Origin of the sequence: Maritalea mediterranea, assembly GCF_021568695.1 — a bacterium.
GTDB lineage: Bacteria > Pseudomonadota > Alphaproteobacteria > Rhizobiales > Devosiaceae > Maritalea > Maritalea mediterranea.
The window spans coordinates 81,966-104,234 of the sequence record NZ_JAKGTI010000003.1; the positions used below are offsets into that span (position 1 = coordinate 81,966).

24 protein-coding genes and 1 tRNA gene are annotated in these 22,269 nt (G+C 54.2%); 11 read left to right on the top strand and 14 right to left on the bottom strand.

What is annotated here, in order from left to right; translation table 11 throughout:
* Window positions 1-51 precede the first annotated feature (51 nt).
* The 5 genes from L1I42_RS13230 (at window position 52) to L1I42_RS13250 (ending at window position 3,818) form a co-directional block, all read left to right on the top strand.
* On the top strand, window positions 52-873 hold the full coding sequence (locus L1I42_RS13230) for an ATP-binding cassette domain-containing protein (protein ID WP_369413104.1): 822 nt from the start codon (window positions 52-54) through the stop codon (window positions 871-873).
* Window positions 873-1,703 carry a zinc ABC transporter permease subunit ZnuB gene (gene znuB, locus L1I42_RS13235; RefSeq protein ID WP_236115151.1) on the top strand — a complete coding sequence of 277 codons (831 nt, stop codon included), beginning with the start codon at window positions 873-875 and terminating at the stop codon, window positions 1,701-1,703. Before L1I42_RS13230 ends, znuB begins: the two co-directional genes overlap by 1 nt.
* Complete coding sequence (locus L1I42_RS13240; RefSeq protein ID WP_236115152.1) at window positions 1,696-2,085, top strand: Fur family transcriptional regulator; 390 nt, start codon at window positions 1,696-1,698, stop codon at window positions 2,083-2,085. Before znuB ends, L1I42_RS13240 begins: the two co-directional genes overlap by 8 nt.
* 125 nt (window positions 2,086-2,210) lie before the next feature.
* Window positions 2,211-3,533: an Hsp70 family protein gene (locus L1I42_RS13245; RefSeq protein ID WP_236115153.1), complete on the top strand. Its 1,323-nt coding sequence runs from the start codon at window positions 2,211-2,213 to the stop codon at window positions 3,531-3,533.
* Between the two features lie 123 nt (window positions 3,534-3,656).
* The gene (locus L1I42_RS13250; RefSeq protein ID WP_236115154.1) at window positions 3,657-3,818 is read left to right on the top strand and encodes a DUF1328 family protein; all 162 of its coding nucleotides are present in this window, start codon (window positions 3,657-3,659) and stop codon (window positions 3,816-3,818) included.
* Between the two features lie 132 nt (window positions 3,819-3,950).
* Here L1I42_RS13250 and L1I42_RS13255 read toward each other — a convergent pair whose 3' ends face one another.
* Together L1I42_RS13255 and L1I42_RS13260 are read right to left on the bottom strand one after the other, a co-directional pair.
* Window positions 3,951-4,277, bottom strand: coding sequence for a BLUF domain-containing protein (locus tag L1I42_RS13255; RefSeq protein ID WP_236115155.1), 327 nt, complete (start codon window positions 4,275-4,277; stop codon window positions 3,951-3,953).
* Window positions 4,278-4,406: 129 nt separating this feature from the next.
* Window positions 4,407-4,483 (bottom strand) — tRNA-Arg (locus tag L1I42_RS13260).
* A gap of 141 nt (window positions 4,484-4,624) precedes the next feature.
* On the opposite strand from L1I42_RS13260, the gene L1I42_RS13265 reads away from it, so the two are divergent.
* Both L1I42_RS13265 and L1I42_RS13270 read left to right on the top strand, forming a co-directional pair.
* On the top strand, window positions 4,625-5,407 hold the full coding sequence (locus tag L1I42_RS13265) for a thermonuclease family protein (protein WP_236115156.1): 783 nt from the start codon (window positions 4,625-4,627) through the stop codon (window positions 5,405-5,407).
* Between the two features lie 9 nt (window positions 5,408-5,416).
* On the top strand, window positions 5,417-6,868 hold the full coding sequence (locus L1I42_RS13270; RefSeq protein WP_236115157.1) for a M48 family metalloprotease: 1,452 nt from the start codon (window positions 5,417-5,419) through the stop codon (window positions 6,866-6,868).
* A gap of 62 nt (window positions 6,869-6,930) precedes the next feature.
* Here the strand turns inward: L1I42_RS13270 and L1I42_RS13275 are convergent, their stop codons facing one another.
* From L1I42_RS13275 to L1I42_RS13295, 5 genes are all read right to left on the bottom strand, one after another.
* Window positions 6,931-7,491 carry a CarD family transcriptional regulator gene (locus L1I42_RS13275; RefSeq protein ID WP_236115158.1) on the bottom strand — a complete coding sequence of 187 codons (561 nt, stop codon included), beginning with the start codon at window positions 7,489-7,491 and terminating at the stop codon, window positions 6,931-6,933.
* Between the two features lie 293 nt (window positions 7,492-7,784).
* On the bottom strand, window positions 7,785-8,123 hold the full coding sequence (fdxA, locus tag L1I42_RS13280; RefSeq protein WP_236115159.1) for a ferredoxin FdxA: 339 nt from the start codon (window positions 8,121-8,123) through the stop codon (window positions 7,785-7,787).
* 175 nt (window positions 8,124-8,298) lie between these two features.
* Window positions 8,299-8,694, bottom strand: a complete 396-nt coding sequence (locus L1I42_RS13285) for an RNA-binding S4 domain-containing protein (protein WP_236115160.1) — start codon at window positions 8,692-8,694, stop codon at window positions 8,299-8,301.
* Window positions 8,695-11,592: a helicase-related protein gene (locus tag L1I42_RS13290; protein WP_236115161.1), complete on the bottom strand. Its 2,898-nt coding sequence runs from the start codon at window positions 11,590-11,592 to the stop codon at window positions 8,695-8,697.
* Between the two features lie 470 nt (window positions 11,593-12,062).
* A complete protein-coding gene (locus tag L1I42_RS13295) occupies window positions 12,063-12,884 on the bottom strand; it encodes a DUF3108 domain-containing protein (protein ID WP_236115162.1) in 822 nt (273 codons plus the stop codon).
* 237 nt (window positions 12,885-13,121) lie between these two features.
* On the opposite strand from L1I42_RS13295, the gene rpmB reads away from it, so the two are divergent.
* Together rpmB and L1I42_RS13305 are read left to right on the top strand one after the other, a co-directional pair.
* The gene (gene rpmB / locus L1I42_RS13300; protein ID WP_236115163.1) at window positions 13,122-13,412 is read left to right on the top strand and encodes a 50S ribosomal protein L28; all 291 of its coding nucleotides are present in this window, start codon (window positions 13,122-13,124) and stop codon (window positions 13,410-13,412) included.
* Between the two features lie 133 nt (window positions 13,413-13,545).
* A complete protein-coding gene (locus L1I42_RS13305; RefSeq protein ID WP_236115164.1) occupies window positions 13,546-14,190 on the top strand; it encodes a queuosine precursor transporter in 645 nt (214 codons plus the stop codon).
* 102 nt (window positions 14,191-14,292) lie between these two features.
* Here L1I42_RS13305 and L1I42_RS13310 read toward each other — a convergent pair whose 3' ends face one another.
* Window positions 14,293-14,931 (bottom strand): 2-hydroxychromene-2-carboxylate isomerase, encoded by a 639-nt coding sequence (locus L1I42_RS13310; protein ID WP_236115165.1) that lies wholly within the window; start codon window positions 14,929-14,931, stop codon window positions 14,293-14,295.
* A 10-nt stretch (window positions 14,932-14,941) separates the two neighbouring features.
* Complete coding sequence (locus tag L1I42_RS13315) at window positions 14,942-15,610, bottom strand: TetR/AcrR family transcriptional regulator C-terminal domain-containing protein (RefSeq protein WP_236115166.1); 669 nt, start codon at window positions 15,608-15,610, stop codon at window positions 14,942-14,944.
* 117 nt (window positions 15,611-15,727) lie between these two features.
* Here L1I42_RS13315 and L1I42_RS13320 point away from each other — a divergent pair, with 117 nt between their 5' ends.
* Window positions 15,728-16,114 carry a DUF6326 family protein gene (locus L1I42_RS13320; protein ID WP_236115167.1) on the top strand — a complete coding sequence of 129 codons (387 nt, stop codon included), beginning with the start codon at window positions 15,728-15,730 and terminating at the stop codon, window positions 16,112-16,114.
* Between the two features lie 52 nt (window positions 16,115-16,166).
* On the opposite strand, the gene L1I42_RS13325 is transcribed toward L1I42_RS13320, so the two are convergent.
* The 5 genes from L1I42_RS13325 to L1I42_RS13345 all read right to left on the bottom strand — a co-directional run bounded on the left by L1I42_RS13325 (window position 16,167) and on the right by L1I42_RS13345 (window position 21,942).
* Window positions 16,167-17,213 (bottom strand): M42 family metallopeptidase, encoded by a 1,047-nt coding sequence (locus L1I42_RS13325; protein WP_236115168.1) that lies wholly within the window; start codon window positions 17,211-17,213, stop codon window positions 16,167-16,169.
* A 94-nt stretch (window positions 17,214-17,307) separates the two neighbouring features.
* The gene (locus L1I42_RS13330) at window positions 17,308-18,321 is read right to left on the bottom strand and encodes an esterase-like activity of phytase family protein (protein ID WP_236115169.1); all 1,014 of its coding nucleotides are present in this window, start codon (window positions 18,319-18,321) and stop codon (window positions 17,308-17,310) included.
* Window positions 18,302-20,191, bottom strand: a complete 1,890-nt coding sequence (gene cobT, locus L1I42_RS13335; protein ID WP_236115170.1) for a cobaltochelatase subunit CobT — start codon at window positions 20,189-20,191, stop codon at window positions 18,302-18,304. The genes L1I42_RS13330 and cobT overlap by 20 nt, the downstream gene beginning before the upstream one ends.
* A 17-nt stretch (window positions 20,192-20,208) precedes the next feature.
* On the bottom strand, window positions 20,209-21,189 hold the full coding sequence (cobS, locus tag L1I42_RS13340) for a cobaltochelatase subunit CobS (protein ID WP_236115171.1): 981 nt from the start codon (window positions 21,187-21,189) through the stop codon (window positions 20,209-20,211).
* Window positions 21,190-21,321: 132 nt separating this feature from the next.
* On the bottom strand, window positions 21,322-21,942 hold the full coding sequence (locus L1I42_RS13345; RefSeq protein WP_236115172.1) for a J domain-containing protein: 621 nt from the start codon (window positions 21,940-21,942) through the stop codon (window positions 21,322-21,324).
* A gap of 69 nt (window positions 21,943-22,011) precedes the next feature.
* Here L1I42_RS13345 and L1I42_RS13350 point away from each other — a divergent pair, with 69 nt between their 5' ends.
* Entirely contained in the window at window positions 22,012-22,269 is a 258-nt protein-coding gene (locus L1I42_RS13350; RefSeq protein ID WP_236115173.1) for a BolA family protein, read from the top strand.

Genomic DNA, 22,269 nt, shown 5'->3' on the forward strand with positions numbered 1-22,269 from the left:
ACGTATGGCAAAAAGAGGCGCAACAGCTAATTTTCAAGCGAGGACAATTTCGTGTCCGAACAATTTTCGACGCAAAATGCTTTGGTGCATCTCGACAATGTCGGCGTTTATCGCGACGGCAAATGGCTGGTGCGCGGCGTCACATTTGATGTGCATCCCCAGGAAATTGTCACCCTGATCGGGCCGAACGGTTCGGGCAAATCCACCAGCGTCAAGGCGGCGCTCGGGGTATTGTCGCCAACTGAAGGGCAAGTGGTCCGTCAGTCAGATTTGCAGGTGGGTTATGTGCCGCAAAAATTTGCGCTGGACTGGACTTTGCCCATGCCGGTCAAGCGGTTGATGAATTTGACCCAGAAGCATAGCCACGCTGAAATTGAACGGGCGTTGGAATTGGTGGGCATCGCGCATTTGAAATCCTCCAATGTTCAATCTCTGTCTGGCGGCGAAACCCAACGGGCTCTGCTGGCGCGGGCGCTGTTGATGCAACCCGATCTGCTGGTGCTGGACGAGCCGGTGCAGGGGGTGGATTTCGCTGGCGAAATTGCGCTTTATGATCTGATCAAAACAATTCGCGACGAAACGGGTTGTGGGATTCTATTGATCTCCCATGATTTGCATGTGGTGATGGCGCAGACCGACACGGTGATTTGCATGAACGGCCATGTGTGTTGCCGCGGCACGCCGAAACTGGTGGCCGAGAGCGACGAATATAGACGCCTATTTGGCGCGCGGGCGGCGCAGAGCCTTGCCGTTTATGAGCATGATCATGACCACACCCATTTGCCGGACGGGCGAGTGTTGCATGCGGATGGCAGCATTCACGAGCATTGTGATCACAGCCATGACGCCCCGCGCGAAAAGGAACCTCATTAATGGCGATTTTTGATGATTTCTTTATGCGGGCGCTGGTTGCGGGCATCGGTTTTGCGCTGGTGACCGGTCCGCTGGGCTGTTTTATCGTCTGGCGCCGCATGGCCTATTTTGGTGACACAATGGCGCATTCGGCGCTGTTGGGGGTCGCGCTCAGCTTTGTGTTCAACCTCAATTTGATGGTTGGCGTGATCGCTGTGGCGCTGATGGTGTCTGTGGCGCTGCTGGTTTTGGAAAAGCGACAATCGCTTTCGGCCGATGCATTGCTGGGCATTCTTTCCCATTCCACTCTGGCGTTGGGTTTGGTGATTGTCAGCATAATGAGCTCGGTGCGCATTGATCTGATGGGGCTGCTGTTTGGCGACATTCTGGCGGTCACGACAGCCGATATTCAGATGGTTTATGGGCTTGGGGCCATTGTGCTGGCGGTGCTGATCTTTTTCTGGCGACCGCTGGTGGCGGCGACGGTGAATGTGGAGCTGGCGCAGGCGGAGAATATGAAGCCTCAGCGCAGCCGGTTTGTGCTGATGATCTTACTGGCATTGCTGATTGCCATTGCCATGAAGATTGTGGGGATTTTGTTGATCACGGCTTTGCTGATCATCCCCGCGGCCACCGCGCGGCGCTTTGCTTTAACGCCCGAGATTATGGCGGTGCTCGCTTCGGTGCTGGGCGTTGTGGCGGTGATTGGCGGGCTTTATGGTTCACTGCATTATGACACGCCCTCGGGGCCATCCATTGTGGTGGCGGCGTTGGTCATCTTTTTGATTTCATTGGTGCCAAAAAATCTGTTCGGCGCCAAAAACCAGCCTGTGGAGGCCCGCCATGACTGAGCAAAATCTCACCAAAAATCAGGATTTGGTGTTGAACCAGTTGGGCAAATCCAAAACGCCCATGAGCGCTTATGATCTCCTGGACAGTTTGCGCGACAAGGGCCTGAAAGCACCGCTGCAAATTTATCGGGCGCTGGATAAGCTCACCGAGATGGGGCTGGCCCACCGACTTGAAAGCCTCAATGCTTTTGTGGCCTGCGCCCACCCGAACTGCCATGAAAATGAGCTTATTGCCTTTGGCATTTGCGAAAAGTGCAACAAGGTCTGGGAATTCTCCGATGATGAGGTGAGCAACCGCCTCGACCTCTGGGCCAAAGAACGCGACTTCACGCCGGTCAAAACCAGCCTCGAGATCCGCGGCATTTGTGCCAAATGCGCCTAGTCCGATCCCAGCTTGCCATTCTGCGCCACCCCTGATAGGAAGCGCGTCCGCATTTTATCAGGTCGACATTTTGCCCGTTCGTTTGCCGCGAGCTGGGCGGGGTGGTTTCGTTTCGGGAGAAGCATATGGGCGCGCACTATTCTTATGGGGTGGATTTTGGCACCACCAACACCGTGATCGCCCGGGCCAACCCCGCTGGTGAGGTGGAAACGATACAGTTTGGCCTCAGCGACCAGATGTCTGATGTTTATCGCTCCGTTTTGTGCTTTCAAAAGATCGAGCGCGACCGTTCCTTTGATGTGGAGGTAAGTGCCGGGCTTGAAGGCATCAAGGCCTATTTGTCGGCGCTCTCTGAAATTCGCTTTATCCAATCATTCAAAAGCCATGCGGCCAGTCGCCTATTTGAAGATACGCGGGTGTTCGGGCAAAAATTTCGCTTTGAGGATTTGCTTACCGCCTTTTTGCAGACCGCGCGTAAAAGTGCACATGAGGGGGCGTTGGATCAGATGGGCAGCAGCTTTATCTCCGGTCGGCCCGTGGCCTTTGTTGGCGCGTCGCCCGATGATCAATTGGCCATGGAGCGCTATGAGCTGGGGTACAAGAATGCCGGGTTCCCCACCCCGCAGCATGTTTATGAGCCGGTGGGCGCGGCCTATTCTTATGCCAAGCGGTTGCAAAAAGATGCGACGGTGCTGGTCGGCGATTTTGGCGGCGGCACCAGCGACTTTTCCATCATCCGGTTCGAGCGGCACGGCGACAAGGTCGTGGCGCATCCGCTCGGTTATGCTGGGGTGGGCATTGCGGGCGACAGTTTAGATTATCGCATCATTGATGCAGTGATCTGCCCGGAATTGGGTAAGGGCACGCAATATAAATCCTTCGACAAAATCCTTGAAATCCCCAAGCATTATTTTGCCAATTTTGCACGCTGGCACCAATTGGCGGTGCTGAAAACACCGCAAAATATGAATGAGCTGGAAGAGCTGTGGCAGGCATCATTGGCGCCCGATAAGCTGGAGGCCCTGATCGACACCATCATGGATGATCGTGGCTTTGATATTTATCGTGCCGTTTCCGGCGCCAAGGCGGAACTGTCCTCCAAACCCTCGGCGCGGCTGCAGATCAAGCTGGGTAAAATCGCGATTGATCGCGAAATTCAGGTGCAGGAATTTGAGCAATGGATCGAAAAAGATCTGGCTCAAATCGGCGCGGCTGTCGATGGATTGTTTGATCGTAAACATATCAATTTGGACGATATCGACCATGTCTTTCTGACCGGCGGATCGTCCTTTATTCCGGCCGTGAAGCGTTTGTTTGCAGATCGGTTCGGGCCAGAGAAACTGGCGGACGGCAATCAGTTCCAGTCAGTGGCCCATGGGCTGGCGCTGATCGGGCTGTTGGATGATGTTTCGCCATGGCTCGCCGGGGCTGAGCTTTCATTGGCTTAATAGTTCAAATGCGGATTGTCCCCCAATTACGATGATATATGAGGGAACCATTTTGGGTTTGTCGCGGTTATCTCTTTCACAGGCGCAGCAGCTGTGGCGCGCCGCAGGATAAGGGAGAGAAACATGTTTGAATGGATTCTGATTTTGCTTGTGGTCGCCGCTGTGGCCGGTCTTTTGGGGTTAAACACGCTGTCGGGCCTGGCGATGACCGGTGCCAAAATTCTCATTGGCTTAGTGCTGGTGGTTTTCCTGTTGGTGCTGTTGGGCGTTATCGCCATCGCGTAGACGGGATAGGCTGATGCTGACATTTAGTGGCGGATCAAAGTCAGGCTCGGCTTGACTGTGCTTCACATGTCAGCAGACCAAATGGCTCCCAAACAAGCCTTGAGGGAGGGGTAAAAGGTGGTGGGCCACCTTTTACGCTGTCATGGCTGTAATGAGTTGGTCAAACTGAGTGCCCTCAATTTGTTTCATGTGCCAACCTTGGTAAACGCGCGCTTCGATTGGCGTGCGCATAATCTCAATAACGCCTGAATGGCGTCGATCTTTTTCGATGTTTTTCATGAGCTGAGTGAGGTGATGCTCCGCCCCTTCCAGCACTTGGGCGAAATTCACCCCATTATAGGCGAGGGCTCCTGTTATGTCGTGTTCGGCATTCACCTTTTGGGCGTCCACCACAATTTGGTCCACATCGGCTTTTTTCAAATTTGGTAGGGCCGTGCTCACATAGAGAATTCTGATCAAAGTCGTTCCTAAATCTGCCCCGCGGGCGTTCGTGCAGCGGTTTGCCCCCTGCGTATCCTTGAGCATAGCAAACATGGGTTTGTGCACAAACTATGGCGAGGATGTTGGCAGTGGGGCCGCTAGACTAAGTGGTGATCCCGGCGCGATTCGAACGCGCGACCCTCAGATTAGGAATCTGATGCTCTATCCTGCTGAGCTACGGGACCACTTTTGCCAATCTAGCCAATCAAAGCGTCAGAGAAAAGCAGTTTGCGGGGATGATTTTTGCCTAATTTTGGTGCAACATCGCCTCACGATAGTCAAACGAGGTCTTTATGGGATTCTCCGATCAGTTTGGAGCATTTTTTGTGGCAGGTTTTCTTTCCGTGGTGAGCTGTGCGATGTCCGCCAATGCGTGCGAAACGCTCAGCCCGGGGCCGAAAGGTAAGGTGGTGGAGATCACCGATGGGGACACGCTGATTTTAGACAATAGCCAAAAAGTGCGGCTGATTGGCATGCAGGCCCCCAAATTGCCGCTGGGGCGTGTTGGATTTGAGACGTGGCCGCTGGCCGACGAAGCGAAGGCATTTTTGGCTGATTTTGCGTTGGGCGAAGAAGTGCAGATTTATTATGGCACCACCCGAAAGGACCGGCATGGCCGGGTGCTGGGGCATGTATTTATTGACGGTTCGCGCGAAAAATGGGCGCAAAAGGCAGTGATCGCCAACGGGCTCGCGCGGGTTTATTCCTTTTACGACAATCGCCATTGCCTTGATGAACTCTATGCCGCCGAGCGGCAAGCGCGGGTTGATCGCGAAGGCATTTGGGCGCTGGACTATTATCAGATCCGACAAGCCGACAAACCTCATAAGCTGGTGCAGCTGGCCGGGCGTTATGAATTGGTGGAAGGGCGTGTGCTCGATGTGGGTGAATCCAATGGGCGTATATATCTGAATTTCGGGCGAGATTGGGATAGTGATTTCACGGTGGTGATCGACAAGCCGGCCCGCCGTGCCTTTAAAAAGGCGGATTTTGATCCCAAAAAACTCGCAAATGCCTTTATTCGGGTGCGGGGTTGGGTGGATGACCATAATGGACCGCGGATTGATGTCACGCATCCGGAACAAATTGAAATATTGGCGGTGCAGTAGGGTCAAAGCATGAAAAGACGTCACATAGTGATCGCGGTGGCGCTGGCCGGTCTTTTGTCTGGCTGCACGAGCGTATTTACGGGCGGTGTGGGCACCTCGCAATTGGGTGATCGCACGGCGGATCGGGTGGCTGCTGGCGCCGATCCGGGCGATAATATTATCGGGCAGCGTGAACATCCTAAAATTGTGGCCACATATGGTGGGGTTTATAATCACCGCCCTGCAGAAATTATGCTGGCGCGCATGGCCGGGAAATTGCTGGTGGCGGCGGAGCAGCCCAATCAGAGCCTGACCGTGACGATCCTGGATTCGCCCGAGGTGAATGCTTTTGCGTTGCCCGGCGGCTATATTTACGTGACGCGTGGCATATTGGCGTTGGCCAGTGATGAAGCGGAGTTGGCGGCTGTCCTGTCGCATGAAATTGCCCACCTTACCCTGCGTCATGCGCGAGAAAGGTCGAACCGCGAGCGCACCAGCAAAATTGTCGATCGGGTGATTTCTGGCATATTGGGCGCCGATCCGGATACGGATCAATCTTTGGCGCGGTCCAAACTCTCTCTGGCGGCATTTTCGCAGGCGCAAGAGCTGGCGGCTGACCGCACGGGTGTGCTGGTGGCCGGTGCGGCGGGTTATGACCCACATGCGGCGGCGCGTTTCCTGTCGCAAATGGGGCGGTTTGCTGCCTTCACTGAAGGCAATAAAAGTGGCGATGACTTCTTGTCTTCACACCCTTCCACACCGTCGCGAATTGAAGAGGCTGTGAAATCGGCCCGGCAGTTGGGTGCGCCTGGTATCGGTGAACAAGAGCGTGAACGTTATCAACGGGCGATTGATGGGTTGGCGTTTGGGCCGAACCCTGAAAACGGCACGATTGTGGGGCAAAACTTTATCTACCCTGCGCTAAAATTTACCTTTGCGGTGCCTGAAAATTATCAGTTGAGCAATGGCTCTGCTTCAGTGGTGGCCGTGGCCGAAAGTGGCACGGCGCTGCGGTTTGATAGCGCAGAAGTGCCCTCGACCCTGTCATTGGAAGACTATTTACGGTCGGGCTGGGTGGCTGGTCTTAATGGTGATTCAGTACGCAGCGGCAAGCATAATGGGGTGGAACGGGTCACTGCCACGGCGACGACTGAAAAATGGTTTTTCCGGATCGCGGCGCTGCGATATGAGGGACGGGTCTATCGGTTTATATTTGCGGCGGAGAAAGACAGTAAGCAATTCCGTCGAGAATTTGAACGCACCATTGATAGTTTCCGTCGGGTGCGTGGCGAAGATCTGAAGAAGATTCAGAACTTCAAAATCGATATCGTGACCGCACGTCAGGGGCAGCGGGCAGGCGATCTTTCGGCCATGATGGCAGGGGTGAAGCGTCGCGATGAGCTGTTCTTAGTTTTGAACGGTCTTTATCCCGGCGATCCGTTGGTGCCGGGGCAGGGATATAAGATTATCCGGCCGGAATAGGACAAATAAAAAGGCCGTCACCCCATGGGATAACGGCCTTTTGGTAAAATTGGCTGGTTGCCTTAAGCGGCAGCTTCTTCGCCGGTCTCGTCTGATTTTGCTCCACGGCGTGGGCTTTTGGCGAGATTCTTTTGGATAAGCTTGACAGCTTCTGTGAGCGAAATGCGGTTCACCGCGGCGATTTCGCGGCTCATACGGTCAATCGCTGCTTCAAACAATTGGCGCTCTGAGTAAGATTGCTCAGGCTGATCGTCTGAACGGAAAAGGTCGCGCACAACTTCAGAAATTGAAATCAGATCACCTGAATTGATCTTGGCTTCATATTCTTGTGCCCGACGGCTCCACATGGTGCGCTTAACACGGGCGCGCCCTGTAACGGTCGAAAGTGCTTTTTCTACGGTTTCTTCGTCTGCCAATTTACGCATGCCAACGGTTTTGACTTTTGCGAGTGGCACACGGAGGGTCAACTTATCCTGCTCAAAATTAATCACAAAAAGCTCGAGGGACAGGCCCGCGACTTCTTGCTCTTCAATGCCGGTAATCTGGCCAACGCCATGCGACGGGTAAACAATGTACTCACCAGTTTTAAACCCTTGACGCTGCACTGATTTTTTAGTTGCCATATAATGGTACTCCTGTTGACGCCCAAACGTTTTCCCACGTTTGTTTTGGCTTTTATCGCCCCCAGTCACAACCTATTCCGACACAAGGATGAGGCCCCAATTTTGATGGGTTACCAAAATGTTAATCCTGTCCTTGTGAAGCAAAAAAAACGTGCCCTCCGGCACGGCTGGTTAGAATAAAATCGCGACTGTTATGTATTTGTAACACAAAATGCCGCCAGAATCAATTTTGGCGGCATCACGACTTGTCCAGCGATTTTTTATAGTAAAAAAGAGGCTAACTAGACCAGGTCTTAGTCGCCTTCGCCAGGTGCTTCAGAGAAGTATTTCTCAAGTTTTCCCTTTTCACCATCATATTTTTCAGCGTCAGATGGGGCATCGCGCTTTTCGGTGATGTTGGGCCAAATTTCAGCAAACTTGGTGTTCAGCTCCAACCAGCTTTCAAGGCCAGGCTCGGTGTCCGGTACAATGGCTTCTGCCGGGCATTCGGGTTCACATACGCCACAATCGATACATTCATCAGGATGGATAACCAGCATGTTCTCGCCTTCATAGAAGCAATCTACGGGGCATACTTCCACGCAATCCATATATTTACATTTGATGCAATTGTCGGTGACGATATAGGTCATGTAGCCAATTCCACTTTGCTATCCGCCCGTTTTTAGAACGGTTTTAGATTTTGGTTATTGGCTAAAGCCTTTTCCAAAAAAGTGCAAGTCATGAAAAGGGGTTTCCTTTTTCAAAGTTTGGTGAAATTTGAAAAAGGTGAGCTGTTTTTCGGGCGAAAACAAAATGGTCGCAATTTTAGGGTGCGCTTTTGTCCAAAAAGGACTGGGTTTGCCGCCGTTCCTTTTTGGTTGGGCGGCCTGCGCCTTTCTCCCGAACGGCCTGTGGCAAAGGGCGCGGCCCTTCGGTTCTTGGCGGGGGCGGGGGGCTTAAATCTTCATAAAGTTCAGCGGCCTGGGTGGCCGAGCCGCGTCTTTCACCTAGCCGCACCACGCGATAGATTTTGATCTGCCGCGGCAGGGTGACGGTGAGTACATCACCCACTTTGATCTTGTGGGCGCAATCATTGCAGCGCTCTTTGTTGATCTTGACGTGACCGCCATTGACCAGCTTTTGCGCCAGCGTGCGCGTTTTGACGCAGCGGACAAACCACAGCCATTTATCAATACGCAGTTTGCCCGCGGGCGCGTCCATTTATTGCTTTTTGAGCGCCATCAAGGCCGCAAAAGGCGAATCGGGGTCGATTGGCTTTTGCTTTTTCTCCGGGCGCTGATTTTGGTTGGCGTGACGTTTCGGGCCCTTGCCATTTTGCGGCTTGCCGCGCTTCTGGCCCTTGGCCGGGCGCTTATTGCCGCCTTTGGCATGGTGAGGCTTGCGGTTATTGCTCCGACCGCCCGGATACCAGATTTCGTCAAACTGCTCTTCGGGTTCGGCGGTTTCGGTGGTTGCAGCACTATCAGCTTCCGCTGTGGCAGCAGGCTGTTCGGCATCCGCCGCAGGTGCGTCAGAGGTTTCTGCGGCTTCAGTTTTCACCTCGGCTACTGGTGCTGTCTCTGCAGCGGGCGCATCAGCGGCTGGTTCCACGCTGACGGCGACTTGAGGCGCCTCAGCATTTTCCGCTTCAGGTTGCGGATCAATTTTGATGCGGTTGACGCGATAGCCAAGGCTTTTGAGCACAGAGCTGAACTCTTCCCCGGCACAGCCCAGAAGCGATGTCATTTCCACGGTGACGCGGAAGCCATTGCCGGGGGCTGCCCCTTCAGGCACCTCAGTGTCCTGATTGCGGGTCGGATCAAAGCTGATCAGCGGCCGAATCAAATCGGCGAGCCGTTCCAGAATGTCCACGCGCACGGCCCGTTGGCCCACCACTTTAAAGCCGGCAATTTCATAAAGCTCTTTAGCAAAGGTCGGGTCCACATCGATGGACGTGCGACCAGACAAAATGATTTGTGGCAATTCAGATACGCCGGGTTGGCGCACGCCGCCATTTTGCAGCGCCCACAAAACTAGCGCCAATTCGCGGGGCGCAGGCTTTAGCGATAGCGGCACATAAATGTGGTAGGCACCAAATTTCACGCCCATTTTGCGCATCACGCCGCGCACATCCTGATCAAGACTTTTGACCTCTTGCGCCACGTCCGCGCGGGGCAAGACGCCCAGCTTTTCTGAAAGCTGATAGGCGACACCTCGGGCCGTTCCATCCAACTCGGTGGGTTCGCGCAATTGCAACAGCGGCTCCAGCAAGGTGTTGACGTGATGTTTCAGCCAAAGCGAAACGCGCTCCTGCACCGCTTCTAACTCGGCACCGTTCAGGCTCTCGTCGGCCAGGATGACCGCGCGAGGGCGAAACATTTCATCCCCCTGAGCCAAATCCGCAATAATTTCGCCGCGCCAGCGGATCAACCCGTCTGTCGCCAGCACAAATTCATCATTGGGGGCATCGGCGACTTTTTCGGCGCGCTTCTTGATCTCTGGCGCAATGGCCACACCGGCAGCGGAGCGCAGATTTTTTGCATCGCCGCCATCGCCGGGACTGAGATTAAAGCGGAAGCCTTCAATAGATCCGATTTTGTGACCCTCAAGGGATACGTCGCCGCTTTGGGAAATTTCAGGTGTCGTCATATTCTTATCTCTTAAATGGCGCAGAAGGACGCTCGTGCGCCGATCAACAAATCTTTGGGTAAGCCGCTCATGGAGCGCATCTGATAAATTGTTTTCAATTTCACTTGTTTTTTCACGCCAGTGGGTCGGATCTTTTAGCCAGTTTTTACGGTTTGCGACAAATGTCCAGGTTCGAATTTGTTTAATACGATTGGACAGAGTGTCAATATCGCCATCGCTATTGTTGCAAAAGCTGACCTGTTCGTCCATCCAGTCTTCAAAAATATGGCCATTGCTGCCAAGATTTTGAAAGATTGTGGCAATTATCTCACCATGCTGGGCGGGAGAGATGGAGCGATAGTCGGGGATCTGCGCACATTCCCAAGCCAAACTGGTTTGTTCTACGCCCTTGATCTCACCAATACGCGGGTGCCGCTGCAAAAATTCGAGGGCCAATTGGTCTTTGGCGGTAGGGATGTTTGTCAGTAATTTATGCTGGGCCGGAATTTCCAGTGACTGCCGCAATGCGTCCAGTGAGCGCAGATCATAATTGCGCGAGCGCCACTGCAGCAATTTGACCGGTGCAAATTCATGGCTTTCGAGCTGTTCGATCACCTCATCGCTAAAAGGCGCGATGCCGCCGGTGATGCCAAAGGTGCCATCGCGCTTGTGGCGGCCGGCGCGCCCGGCAATCTGGGCGAGCTCGGCCGGGGTGAGATGGCGCAGTTGCTTGCCGTCAAATTTCATATCCGCGGCAAAAGCGACGTGATGAATGTCGAGGTTCAGGCCCATGCCGATAGCATCGGTGGCGACCAGAAAATCCACATCGCCATTTTCATAAAGATCGACCTGCGCGTTGCGGGTGCGCGGGCTGAGGGCGCCCATCACCACGGCTGCCCCGCCGCGCTGACGGCGGATAAGCTCGGCAATGGCGTAAACCTCATTGGCCGAGAAGGCGACAAGGGCCGAGCGGCGCGGCTGACGCGTGATCTTCTTCGAGCCGATATAGTCAAGATTGGAAAAGCGCGGCCGCATAATAATATCGACATCGGGCAGCAACGCGGAAATGATCGGCGCCATAGTGCCCGCGCCCAAGAGTAGCGTTTCCTGCGTCCCTCGGCTGTGCAAAATCCGGTCGGTAAACACATGGCCGCGGTCGAGATGGGTCGCGGTCTGGATTTCATCCACCACCACGCATTCCACGCTTAGCTCTGTGGGCATGGCCTCCACCGTGGCCACCCAATAGCGGGCCTTGTCCGGCACGATTCGCTCTTCGCCGGTCACCAGTGCCACATAGTCCGGTCCGACGCGTTGGCACAATTTCTGATAAATCTCACGCGCCAGCAGCCGCAGGGGCAGGCCAATGATGCCGGAGCGATAGGCCAGCAGACGCTCAATGGCATAATGGGTTTTGCCCGTATTGGTGGGCCCCAAAATGGCTTTGAGATTTGGGCCCTTGGCGGGGCGGATGAAAGGGTGAGGTGCGTTCATAGGTCTCTTCGGGCCAAACAGGTTTCAACCCGGCTTTAGCGATGCTTTATGTCGGTTTCAAATTGAAACATGTTGGGGTGGAGATATCCATGCTGTTTACGATTGGTACAAAGTGCGAACAAATAAGGTCCGAATCGCGCTTTTGTCCATATTCTGATTTCGTTCTATACCGTATATAGTAGGGGTGATCGGTCCTGCCTACAATTTTCGATATTTTCATCCCTTCTTTACCATCATATCGGCTTTTTCCGTTTAGAATGATGAAGGTTTGGTTAAAATTTTAACTTTGTTTACCTGCCTTGTTTTTGTGTGAAGGCCTTGCCGTTGAAAAGAATTGCGATCTTAACGCTTTAGAGGCCAAAAATAAGGCCATATTGGGCAAAAATTTACGAAAAAACTGTTGCCGTCTCAATTTGGGAATGGGGACGCAACAGAATCGCGCCGATTTGGTAACGGTCGTATTGCGACGTTTAATTGACGGTGAGGCGGGTCAGCACCATCGATAGGTCGCCGAAGGCAGTGCCGATCAATATGCGATAGGGAATGGCGTATCCCGTGTCTTCGAGCGGCGCGAACCAGATGAGAAAGCGCTGGTTGTTTTTCATATAGGTGGTGCTGGCGCTGTCGCTGAAATGGCCGGAGATCGGCTTATAGCGCAATTTGCACAGCACAACCGGGCCCTGATAGCCGGTGCGTTGGGACGTGGCGGTTTGGTTCTCGGCAAAGCTCATCCTAATGTCGAACCGCTCGATTCCGGTATAGATATCGAGATCGCGGTTGCAGATTTCGGGTGATAAGCTGTCGGCCTTTACCAAAAAAGCGGCCACGGGATCGTTCACGCCTTTGCGGTGGTCGGGCTTTACCGGCACCCGATTCACATTGTCGGTAAGCTTGGGGGTGACTTGGAAGCTGGTGACATTGCTGTTTTGCGCCTGAAATTTGACCTCAAAGGTTTCATTGTTGGCGGCCGTGGCGAGCCTGAATTGCTCACTTTGCAACCCATTGGCGCCCACCTTGCCCTTGGAGTTCAGGTCTGCCGTACCTGCAGCCACAAGGCTGGCGAGGCCGGAAACTAAACCGTCAATATTCACGGCATATGTGCTGCCATCATTTTGATAGTCGATGCTGACCTGGGCAATATTGACGCCGCGCAGGGTGACCACATAGCTGGCATCGGCGTCGAAGGCTGAGGCAGATGCAGTGCCGACCAGAAAAAGAGCGGCCGACGCCGCGCTGAAAGTGTGAATAAGGCGTCTGGAAAAACGCTTGACGCTCGACTTCAAAATGGCCACGTTTCGCCCGTGCTCCCTCAACAAAAATTGACCGCGCGGCCAACTCGAATCAGTTTTTCTTCAGACTGACCGTTGATCCGGGTGGATTCAAGGCAAGAATAGGACAAATTGCCAATCAGGTGCTTGACTAAAGAGGCTAAGTTCTCTAATTAGACGCGACTTTTCATTAATATGAGATCGACAATAGCCGCTCATGGGGCGGGTTTGTTGGTTTTGACCGAACAGGATGTGAGTAAAATGGCACGACGTTGTGAACTTTCTGGCAAAGGCGTGATGTCAGGCAATAATGTGAGCCACGCGCTCAACCGGACTCGTCGCAAGTTTTTGCCTAACTTGTGCAGTGTGACTTTGATGTCTGAAGCGCTGGGCGAAGGCGTGAAACTGAAAGTTTCTGCTTCTGCATTGCGCACCGTTGAGCACCGTGGTGGTTTGGATGCCTATTTGCTGAAAGCAAAAGACACCGAATTGTCTCCACGTGCGTTGAACGTGAAAAAAGAAGTGCGCAAGGCACTTGCTGAAGCGTCTTAATTTTTTGCACTTGAGCTGCTTGAAAATTTAAAGATTTTCGCTGGTGCCGCGCAAAGCTTTTTGCGCGGTGCTTTTTGTTGGATGTGGCGCTGGTCACCTGCCGGTTTTGCCATTTTATATAGAGGTGCATGAAATGGTGCTCACTCGTCTTTTGGTGGCCATTGTGGCCATGGCTGTTGTGGTAACAGCTTCGAACTATCTGGTTCAATTCCCCGTACAAGCGCAATTGGGGCCTGCCAATCTGGCTGATATCCTCACCTGGGGCGCTTTTACCTATCCTTTCGCTTTTCTGGTCACAGATTTGACCAACCGCTTTTTCGGGCCTGAAAAAGCACGCATTGTCGTGTTTGTCGGTTTTGCCCTGGCGGTTGTTTTGTCCATCTTTATGGCCACCCCGCGGATCGCTGTGGCGTCCGGCACGGCCTTCTTGACCGCGCAATTGCTGGATGTGGCGATCTTTGACCGCCTGCGCAATGGCGTCTGGTGGAAAGCACCGCTCGTTTCCTCCGGCATTGCATCTGTGTTTGACACCTTGCTGTTCTTCTCGCTGGCCATGGCCCCAGCCTTCGCCTTTATCGATGGGTGGTTTGGTATGGACGACAGCTCATTGGGCTTCCCGGTGCCATTCCTCAGCTTTGGCCCGGAAACGCCGCTTTACTTCTCGCTGGCCGTTGGCGATATGCTGGTGAAGGCTTTGGCCGTTGTGGCCCTGCTGCTGCCCTACCAAGCGCTGCGCCGTGTCATCGCGGCCCGCATGGAGCCGGCCCCTGCCTCATAATTCGAGATTCCAAGACGCTGCGCCTCCCTTTTAAGATGCAGCGTTTATCGTGAGCGAACCCCAAGCATGTGCCAATGTGCTTGGGGTTTATTTTTGAAGGGGTCAATGGACGGGAGGGTTGCGCCAGTTAGAGACGGAAAAGGGCTTGGTGAGGGTGCGCTCGACCAGCTCGAGATGATCCTGGCCATAAAAGGGGTCGCCATCCACAATATAGGTGGGGGAGCCAAAGACATTTTGGCTGATGGCCCATTCTGTATTGGCCTTGAGTTTGTCCTGCACATCATGGCTGCCCGCCGCCGCCAACAAGCTGTCGGCATCATGACCCAGCGCCGTGGCCAATCGGTGCAAGGTGGGTACATCGGAGAGATCCGCATCGTCGCGCCAATGGGCTTCGAGCAGTTTATGCGCCATGGCGTCAGGTGCCGGGCCGCTTTCACCCGAGGCAAGAATCAGGCCGGAGGCAAGACCATAATCGGCGTCATGATAGGTGGGGCGGAAATGGATGATGGGCACATCGCGATATTCTGCCCAGCGCTCAATCTCTCGGCCAAAGAAATAGTCAACATTGGCCTGGCGCCGCTCCCGAAAGGCTTTGCCGCCCTGGCGCTGCACCACGGGGGACAGCAGAATGGGCTTATGGATCAGGGTGACATTGTGCCGGGCGCAGATCTCGTACAAGCGGGCTGAGCCGATATAGGCGAAAGCAGAATGGGCGGAATAGACATATTCGATCGTTGGCATGGGGAGACTCTTAACGCTGGTCGGGGGCTTGGTCGGGGGCAAGGCCTGAGAGGATGAGGCCCAGCCCAAAATCAAACTGGGTCACGCCATCATAGTCGCCGTTGATCAGGGCTTTGGTGGCGCCGTGCAGATAGGGATAGTCATTCTTGCTGATTTCGGGCAGATAATGGTCGGCGGCAGCGCGATATTCCGTCGGCTCCACCGGAAAGTTGAGTTCCTGCATAGTGTAGCCAAAAGTGTGGCTATCAATCGCGTTGCGGGCCCAGTCGGCGGCGGCATAGGAAAATCCGGCATTGATCAGGCAGCCCAGCGTGGCATTGGCATCGCGCATAGTGTGCGCCCCATTGGTGATGGTGGAAATCAGTAGGGTTGGTGCCCACGGATGTCGCAAGAAGGTCTGGCGCATGCTGTGCGCCCGCCGCCGCAACATCTCTTTCCATGGCCCATCTTCATCCGGCAGTTCAAAGTCGCTCACCACATTATCGAGCATCAGGCTCAGCAAGTCTTCCTTGTTTGCAACATGATTATAGATCGACATGGCGGTGACATTTAGCGCCGCGGCAAGCTTTCGCATGGAGAGCGCCTCAATGCCTTGCGTATTGGCAATGCTGAGCGCCGCTTCGATGATTTTGGACGTGGTCAGCGTGCGGCGTTTGTCGGATTGAGTTGAAGAAGGCATGGGCGCGAATCGATCTCACACGAAAAGACTTGACGGATATACAGTGTATATTTATAGCTGAACGTCGTCAAATATACACTGTATATATATCGACTTTTGTCAGCTATTGGAGACGTCATGTCTGTTTCGGAAAAAATTTCAACTTTGTGGATTGTGGTTATGTTCAACATGGCGTTTGCCGACATACTGTCCTTCATCAGCCCGGGATTTTTGGCCCAGGTGTCCGCCGGGGTTATAGAGGGTGTGGAGATCACGCCAATGTTTATTCTCTTGGCGGCCGTGTTGATCGAGATCGCCATTGTGATGATCTTTTTATCGCGCGCCCTCTCGCGCAAGGCCAATCGCATTGCGAATTTCGGGGCGGTGGCCATCACCATTCTATTTGTCGTGGGCGGCGGTTCGCTGAAACCACATTATATCTTCTTTGGCTCTATTGAAGTGTTGGCCATGCTCTATATCGCCTATCTGGCGTGGACGTGGCCGGAAGATCGGGCACATGCCTAGACAAAAAGCCCGCAGCAAAGGCTGCGGGCTTTGTTTTCCACGATGGAACGATTTAGTGGGCGGCCAAATAGGTGGCCAAAATATCGCGTGCAGCGCCGAGATCGGTTTTGTCGATCATTTCGGTCACGGTGTGCACATAGCGGGTACCCACCACAATGCCGATGGCTTTGGCACCAGCGGCCGCCTGTTGCGCGGCCGCACCGTCTTGTCCGCCACGGGCCAAAATGGTGCGCTGGTAAGGGATCTTGTTCTTTTCCGCCAGCTCTTCCATTTCGCGCACCAGGCCGATGTCGGCGATAAAGCTGGAATCTTTCACGTGGAGGCCAACGCCCTTGCCCTGCACGGTCACGCGCTGATGCTCGGGCACACCCGGTGTGTCGCAGGCGAGGGTCACGTCAATGCCGATGCCGATATCCGGCTTTACAGCGTAGGCGGCTGTACGGGCGCCACGCAAGCCAACTTCTTCCTGAGTGGTAAAACCGACATGAATTTCACATTCATGCTCGCCGCCATCTTCCACCAGCTTGCGGATGGATTCGATGCCCAACCAGCAGGCCACGCGGTTATCGAGCGCTTTGGACACCACCTTGTCTTCCAGATCGAGCAACGGCTCGTCCATCACAATATAGTCGCCAACTTTCACCTTATCTTTTGTTTTCTCGCCCATACCGAGATCAACAAAAAACTCAGAAATGCCAGGCACCTTTTTCGCGTCGCCCGGCTCTTGAATGTGAATCGGTTTGCCGCCCGGGTTCATCACGCCCTTATAGTCGCCATTGTCGGTACACACCAGAACGCGGCGGGAGAACAGGTTGCGTGGATCAAAGCCACCCACGGGGTCAATATAGATATGGCCCTTGTCGCTGATGTGCGAAACCAAAAAACCAATCTCGTCCATATGGCACAAAAGCATCACTTTTTTGGGCGTGCCGCTGGTCTTTTTGGTCGGGTTGCGTTTGCACAAGAGTGAACCCATCGCATCAACAGTCACTTCGTCAAAAAGACCTTCGATCTCTTTTTTGATGACGTCACGAATTCGGTCTTCACGTCCTGGAACGCCAGGGGTTTCACACAAGCGCTTTAACAATTCAATGTTCATAAATTATCCCTTGGTTATCGCGTTTCGTTGTTGCTCGAAACTTTGATGTCTAAACTAACTTTTTTTGCCACAAACTCAAGCAGATCGCTGCATTTTAATATGAAATATCGAACTGCAATATCATGCTGCGCTGCCATCCATTGAAATTGTCGTCGGACATTAGCGTGAGTCGAGGTAAATTGGTCGGACCAATACTTACCGCAAGTCCCTCCATATTGTCCACGGCTGTGCCGCCCGCGGCGAGTATATTTTCGCCCTTAAGGCGCGCGCCGGGTTTGATCTGGTTTCCATCGATCAGTTCAAGTCGCATGGTGAAACCTGTCAAACCGATATTGCGTTTGAGAATGACCAGATCTCCATTGGGCAGAAATGCACAAGCGGTGGGTCGGAATCCCCCATCACGCATAAGGGCAAGTTCACCGCGGTCTTTGTTGCCTTTCAGCCAAGCGGCATGATCGCCGCCTTCGGACTTTATATTTTCCGTCAACATCAAGGTGGAGCCAGCGACAGGGGAAGTGGGGGGCGCAATGCACAGGGCTTCAAGCGAGCCATTATGCCGGTTGCGCCGCAACCAATCGGGGATGCCGACATCGCGCGCCGCGCCTTGTGGCCATCCATTTTCCAACTCAAAATCGGCAACGCGCGTCAGATGCTCAAAGCCCACCCGAACCGCGCTTGGCACCCCGTCGCGGAAAATGGTTTCGATGCTTTCAGAGTCACGTGAAAATTTGGTGGGCAGATCATCGCCCTTTGAGTTTTTGATCGGGTGGAGGGCAAGCTCATCCACATCCATCAAGTTGCCGTCCGGATCATAAAGCAACCTGCCATTCAAAAAATGGCCCCGGTCAGTGACCGCAGCAAATTTGCCCTTTTCGGATGTGAGGGTTATGCCGGAAAAGCCGCCAAATTCTTCGTGATCATGGCGCAGCACGAGGCCGCCACGCCAAATTAGTTTGCCGATTTTGTCGCCGAGAATGCGGCCTTGAAAGCGATCAATCACCTGTATATCGGCCCGAAGGGGCTCGGCCTGCGCAGGGAGCAGGCCCGCGGCGACAACGCCACAGACCAAGGCCAGATGGCACAGCAGCTTAGCGGCGGCGCGATGCACGGGCTTTTGATGGAGGTTCTTCGTCGAACAAATCGGCCAGATTGTCGGTAAGCGCACCGGCCAATTCTTCCGCATCGAGCAGGGTGACTGCCCGGCGATAATAGCGCGTAACATCGTGGCCGATGCCAATGGCCACCAATTGAACAGGCGAGCGTGTTTCGATATCTTCAATGACAAACCGCAAATGCTTTTCCAGATAGTTGCCCGGATTGACAGACTGGGTGCTGTCATCCACCGGGGCACCATCGGAAATCACCATCAATATGCGGCGATTTTCGGGCCGGGACAAAATTCGTTTGTGCGCCCATTGCAGGGCTTCACCGTCGATGTTTTCTTTCAACAGCCCTTCGCGCATCATCAGGCCAAGATTGTCCTTGGCGTGGCGCCAGGGCTCATCCGCAGCCTTATAAACAATGTGGCGAATATCATTGACCCGACCAGGGTTGGCGGGGCGACCGGCCTGCATCCAGGCTTCGCGTGATTTGCCGCCTTTCCAGGCGCGGGTGGTGAAGCCCAAAATCTCAACTTTTACGCCGCAGCGTTCCAGCGTGCGGGCAAGAATGTCGCCACAAATGGCAGCAATGGTGATCGGACGGCCGCGCATAGAGCCGGAATTGTCCAGCAACAGGGTCACCACTGTGTCGCGGAAATCGGTATCTTTTTCCATTTTGAACGACAGCGGCTGCAACGGGTCGGTCACCACGCGGGTGATACGGGAGGTGTCCAACAGCCCCTCTTCCAGATCAAATTCCCAAGAGCGGTTTTGCTGCGCCATCAGGCGGCGTTGTAATTTGTTGGCCAGCCGCGCCACAGCGCCGGTCAGGCTTTCCAATTGCTTGTCCAAAAGGGCACGCAATTGCGCCAACTCTTCCGGGGGGCACAGTTCGGCGGCGCTCACCACCTCGTCAAATTTTGTGGTGAACATCTTATATTCCGGCATATTGCGGAATTGATCCGGAATATCGTTCTGCGGCGGGGTGTTGGCGGCGTCATCACCCTGTTCCACCGGAGCTTCCTGCTCCTCGGTTTCCTCAAGGCTGGCTTCCTGACCTTCGGTCTCGCCCTTTTCCTCAGTGTCACCGGGCGCCTGTTCGGCGTCCATTTCCATTTCGTCCTGATCGGCTGACCCATCTTGCTTGTCGGCGTTCTCATCAGGCGCATTTTGCGGATCGGCGTCTTCGCCGCTGTCGTCCTCGTCCCCGTCCAGATCGGTGGGGTCGGCGTCAATCATCATGTCGAGATTGCGCAGGGCGTTGCGGGTCAGTTTGGAAAATTCCACCTGATCGTCAAGATAATCGCTCAGATCATCCAGGCTGTCGCCCACTTTTTCTTCAATTGTGTCGCGCCAAAACTCCACCAGCTTTTCGCCGGATGGGGGCACCTTCAGGCCAGACAGTTTTTCGCGCAACACCAGCCCCATGGCCTCGGCCAAGGGTGCATCGGCAATGTCCTTGATGTTGGAATAGTTGGCGCGGAACATTTTGTCTTCCAGCATGGCGGACAAATTGTCCTTCATACCGGGCAGTCGCTCCATGCCAAGCGCTTCCACCCGCACCTGCTCTAGTGCATCAAACACTGCGCGGGCCTCTGGGTCCTGCGGGGCATAGCGATTGTGTTTTTTGGTGTCGTGGGCTGCAAGGCGCATAGACATGGCGTCACCTTGGCCGCGCGCGATGGCAATATCTTCAGCTTTGGGCACGCGCGGCAGATTGGCCAGCCGCGCCTTGTCTTTGGTCAAAAGCGGTCGGTCGGAGGTGAAGGCCACCTCCAATTCGCGCTCGCCAGAGACCGTGCGTACCGTGGCGCCGATCGCATTTTTAAGCGTGGCGGTGGGGTCGGCCCGGTTTTGCTTTTTGCCGCTTAAAGACATGGTGCCTCTTTGACGTGTTAGGCGCTCAAGGCGATGTTGGCCGCAGACTCAGGCAAATCGGTGCCAAACACACGTTGATAGAATTCTGCCACAACCGGGCGCTCCAGCTCATCACATTTGTTGAGGAATGTGAGGCGGAAGGCAAAACCGATATCGCCGAAAATCTGGGTGTTTTCCGCCCAGGTGATCACGGTCCGCGGGCTCATGACAGTGGACAGATCGCCATTGATGAAGGCCTGCCGGGTCATGTCGGCCAAGCGCACCATGTTGGAGACGGTTTTCTCGCCTTCTTCATTTTGGAACTGTTTGGCCTTGGCCAAGACAATGCCCACTTCTTTATCATGCGGCAGATAGTTCAGCGTGGTCACCAAAGACCAGCGGTCCATCTGGCCCTGGTTGATCTGCTGGGTGCCGTGATAAAGCCCGGAGGTGTCGCCCAGGCCAATGGTGTTGGTGGTGGCGAACAGGCGGAAGGCGGGGTGCGGTTCGATCACTTTGTTTTGGTCCAAAAGGGTCAGGCGACCAGACACTTCCAGCACCCGCTGGATCACAAACATCACGTCGGGACGGCCGGCATCATATTCGTCAAACACAATGGCCACATTGTTTTTCAAAGCCCACGGCAAAATGCCGTCGCGGAATTCTGTGACCTGCTTGCCGTCCTGCAATACGATGGCGTCTTTACCCACCAGGTCGATCCGGCTCACATGGCTATCGAGGTTTACCCGCACCAAAGGCCAGTTCAGTCGCGCGGCAACTTGCTCAATGTGGGTGGATTTACCTGTGCCGTGATAGCCTTGCACCATCACACGGCGGTTATGTTCAAACCCGGCCAGAATGGCCAATGTGGTGGCCTTGTCGAACAAATAGTCCGGGTCAAGCGGCGGCACATGTTCGGTGCGCTCTTTGTAGCCCTTCACCACAAGGTCGGTATCAATGCCGAATGTCTCGCGAACATTATATTCAGTATCTGGCAATGGAGCGGTTTGTTCAGTCATAGCGAATGCCTTGATTTCATCATATAGGGTCTGGATCTGGCCGGTGCGCAGCACAGTGCCAATAATGGCAGGTAAGAATTTGTCGTGATTTCTATAACAGTAAAATGTGGCGCACCCAAGGGGGGAACGTGATTAAACGAACCCCTTGGCTTTGAGGTGGTTGTAGGCGGTGATGATGTTGCGCAAACGCTCTTCTGAGCTTTTGTCGCCCCCATTAATGTCGGGGTGGTGCTTCTTCACCAATTCCTTGTAGGCCACCTTGATGGTTTCGGCCCCGTCTGTCGGGGTGACGCCCAGCATTTCAAGCGCCTTGCGGTCCGCTTCCAAAATCTTGCGGCTGGCTGAGCGATTTGGCCCGCCAGATCCACCCTGCATGCGGGCATAGCGCGCGAACACATTAGATGGGTCGTGGCGCTTTTTCTTTTTGGTACGGGGGGGCAAATCGCTGGCGCTTTTGGGCGCCGGGCCACCGCCGCGCACGTCCCAAGTGGGGCGTCCGCCGGAGCGGTCGGTCATCACGTCTTTGATTTCGTCTTCGCCCAGATCAGAGAAAAAGTCGTAATTCTTGTTATATTCGCGCACATGGGCCAGACAAAACTGGTGATGGCCTGGCGTGTTCGGGCCTTTGGGCGCCTTATGGGTGCCGGGTTCCTCACAACCTTTCCATGCGCAACGTGGGGAATCATCTTCTGGCTTGGCAGCAGAAGAGGCTCTTTTTTTAACACGAATTTTATCGAACAGCTTGGATTGCAATTTCTCAGCTCAATTGGTTTATGAAGGGGCAACCCTTTTAGCGCAAAAACGGAAAAGAGAAAAACCCCTATGTTGGTAAAAGATGCGATTATTTCGAAATTAAATGCGGCATTTGCGCCCCATCACCTCGAAGTGATCGACGAATCTGAACTTCACCGCGGCCATGGCGGCTGGCGCGAAGGTGGCGAAACCCATTTTCGTGTGGTCATTTCCGCCCAAAGTCTGGCAGATAAGAGCCGGGTCGAACAGCACCGCGCCATCAATGATTGTTTGGCAGAAGAGCTGGCCGACCGGGTGCATGCTCTGGTGATCAAGGTCAAGAACTAA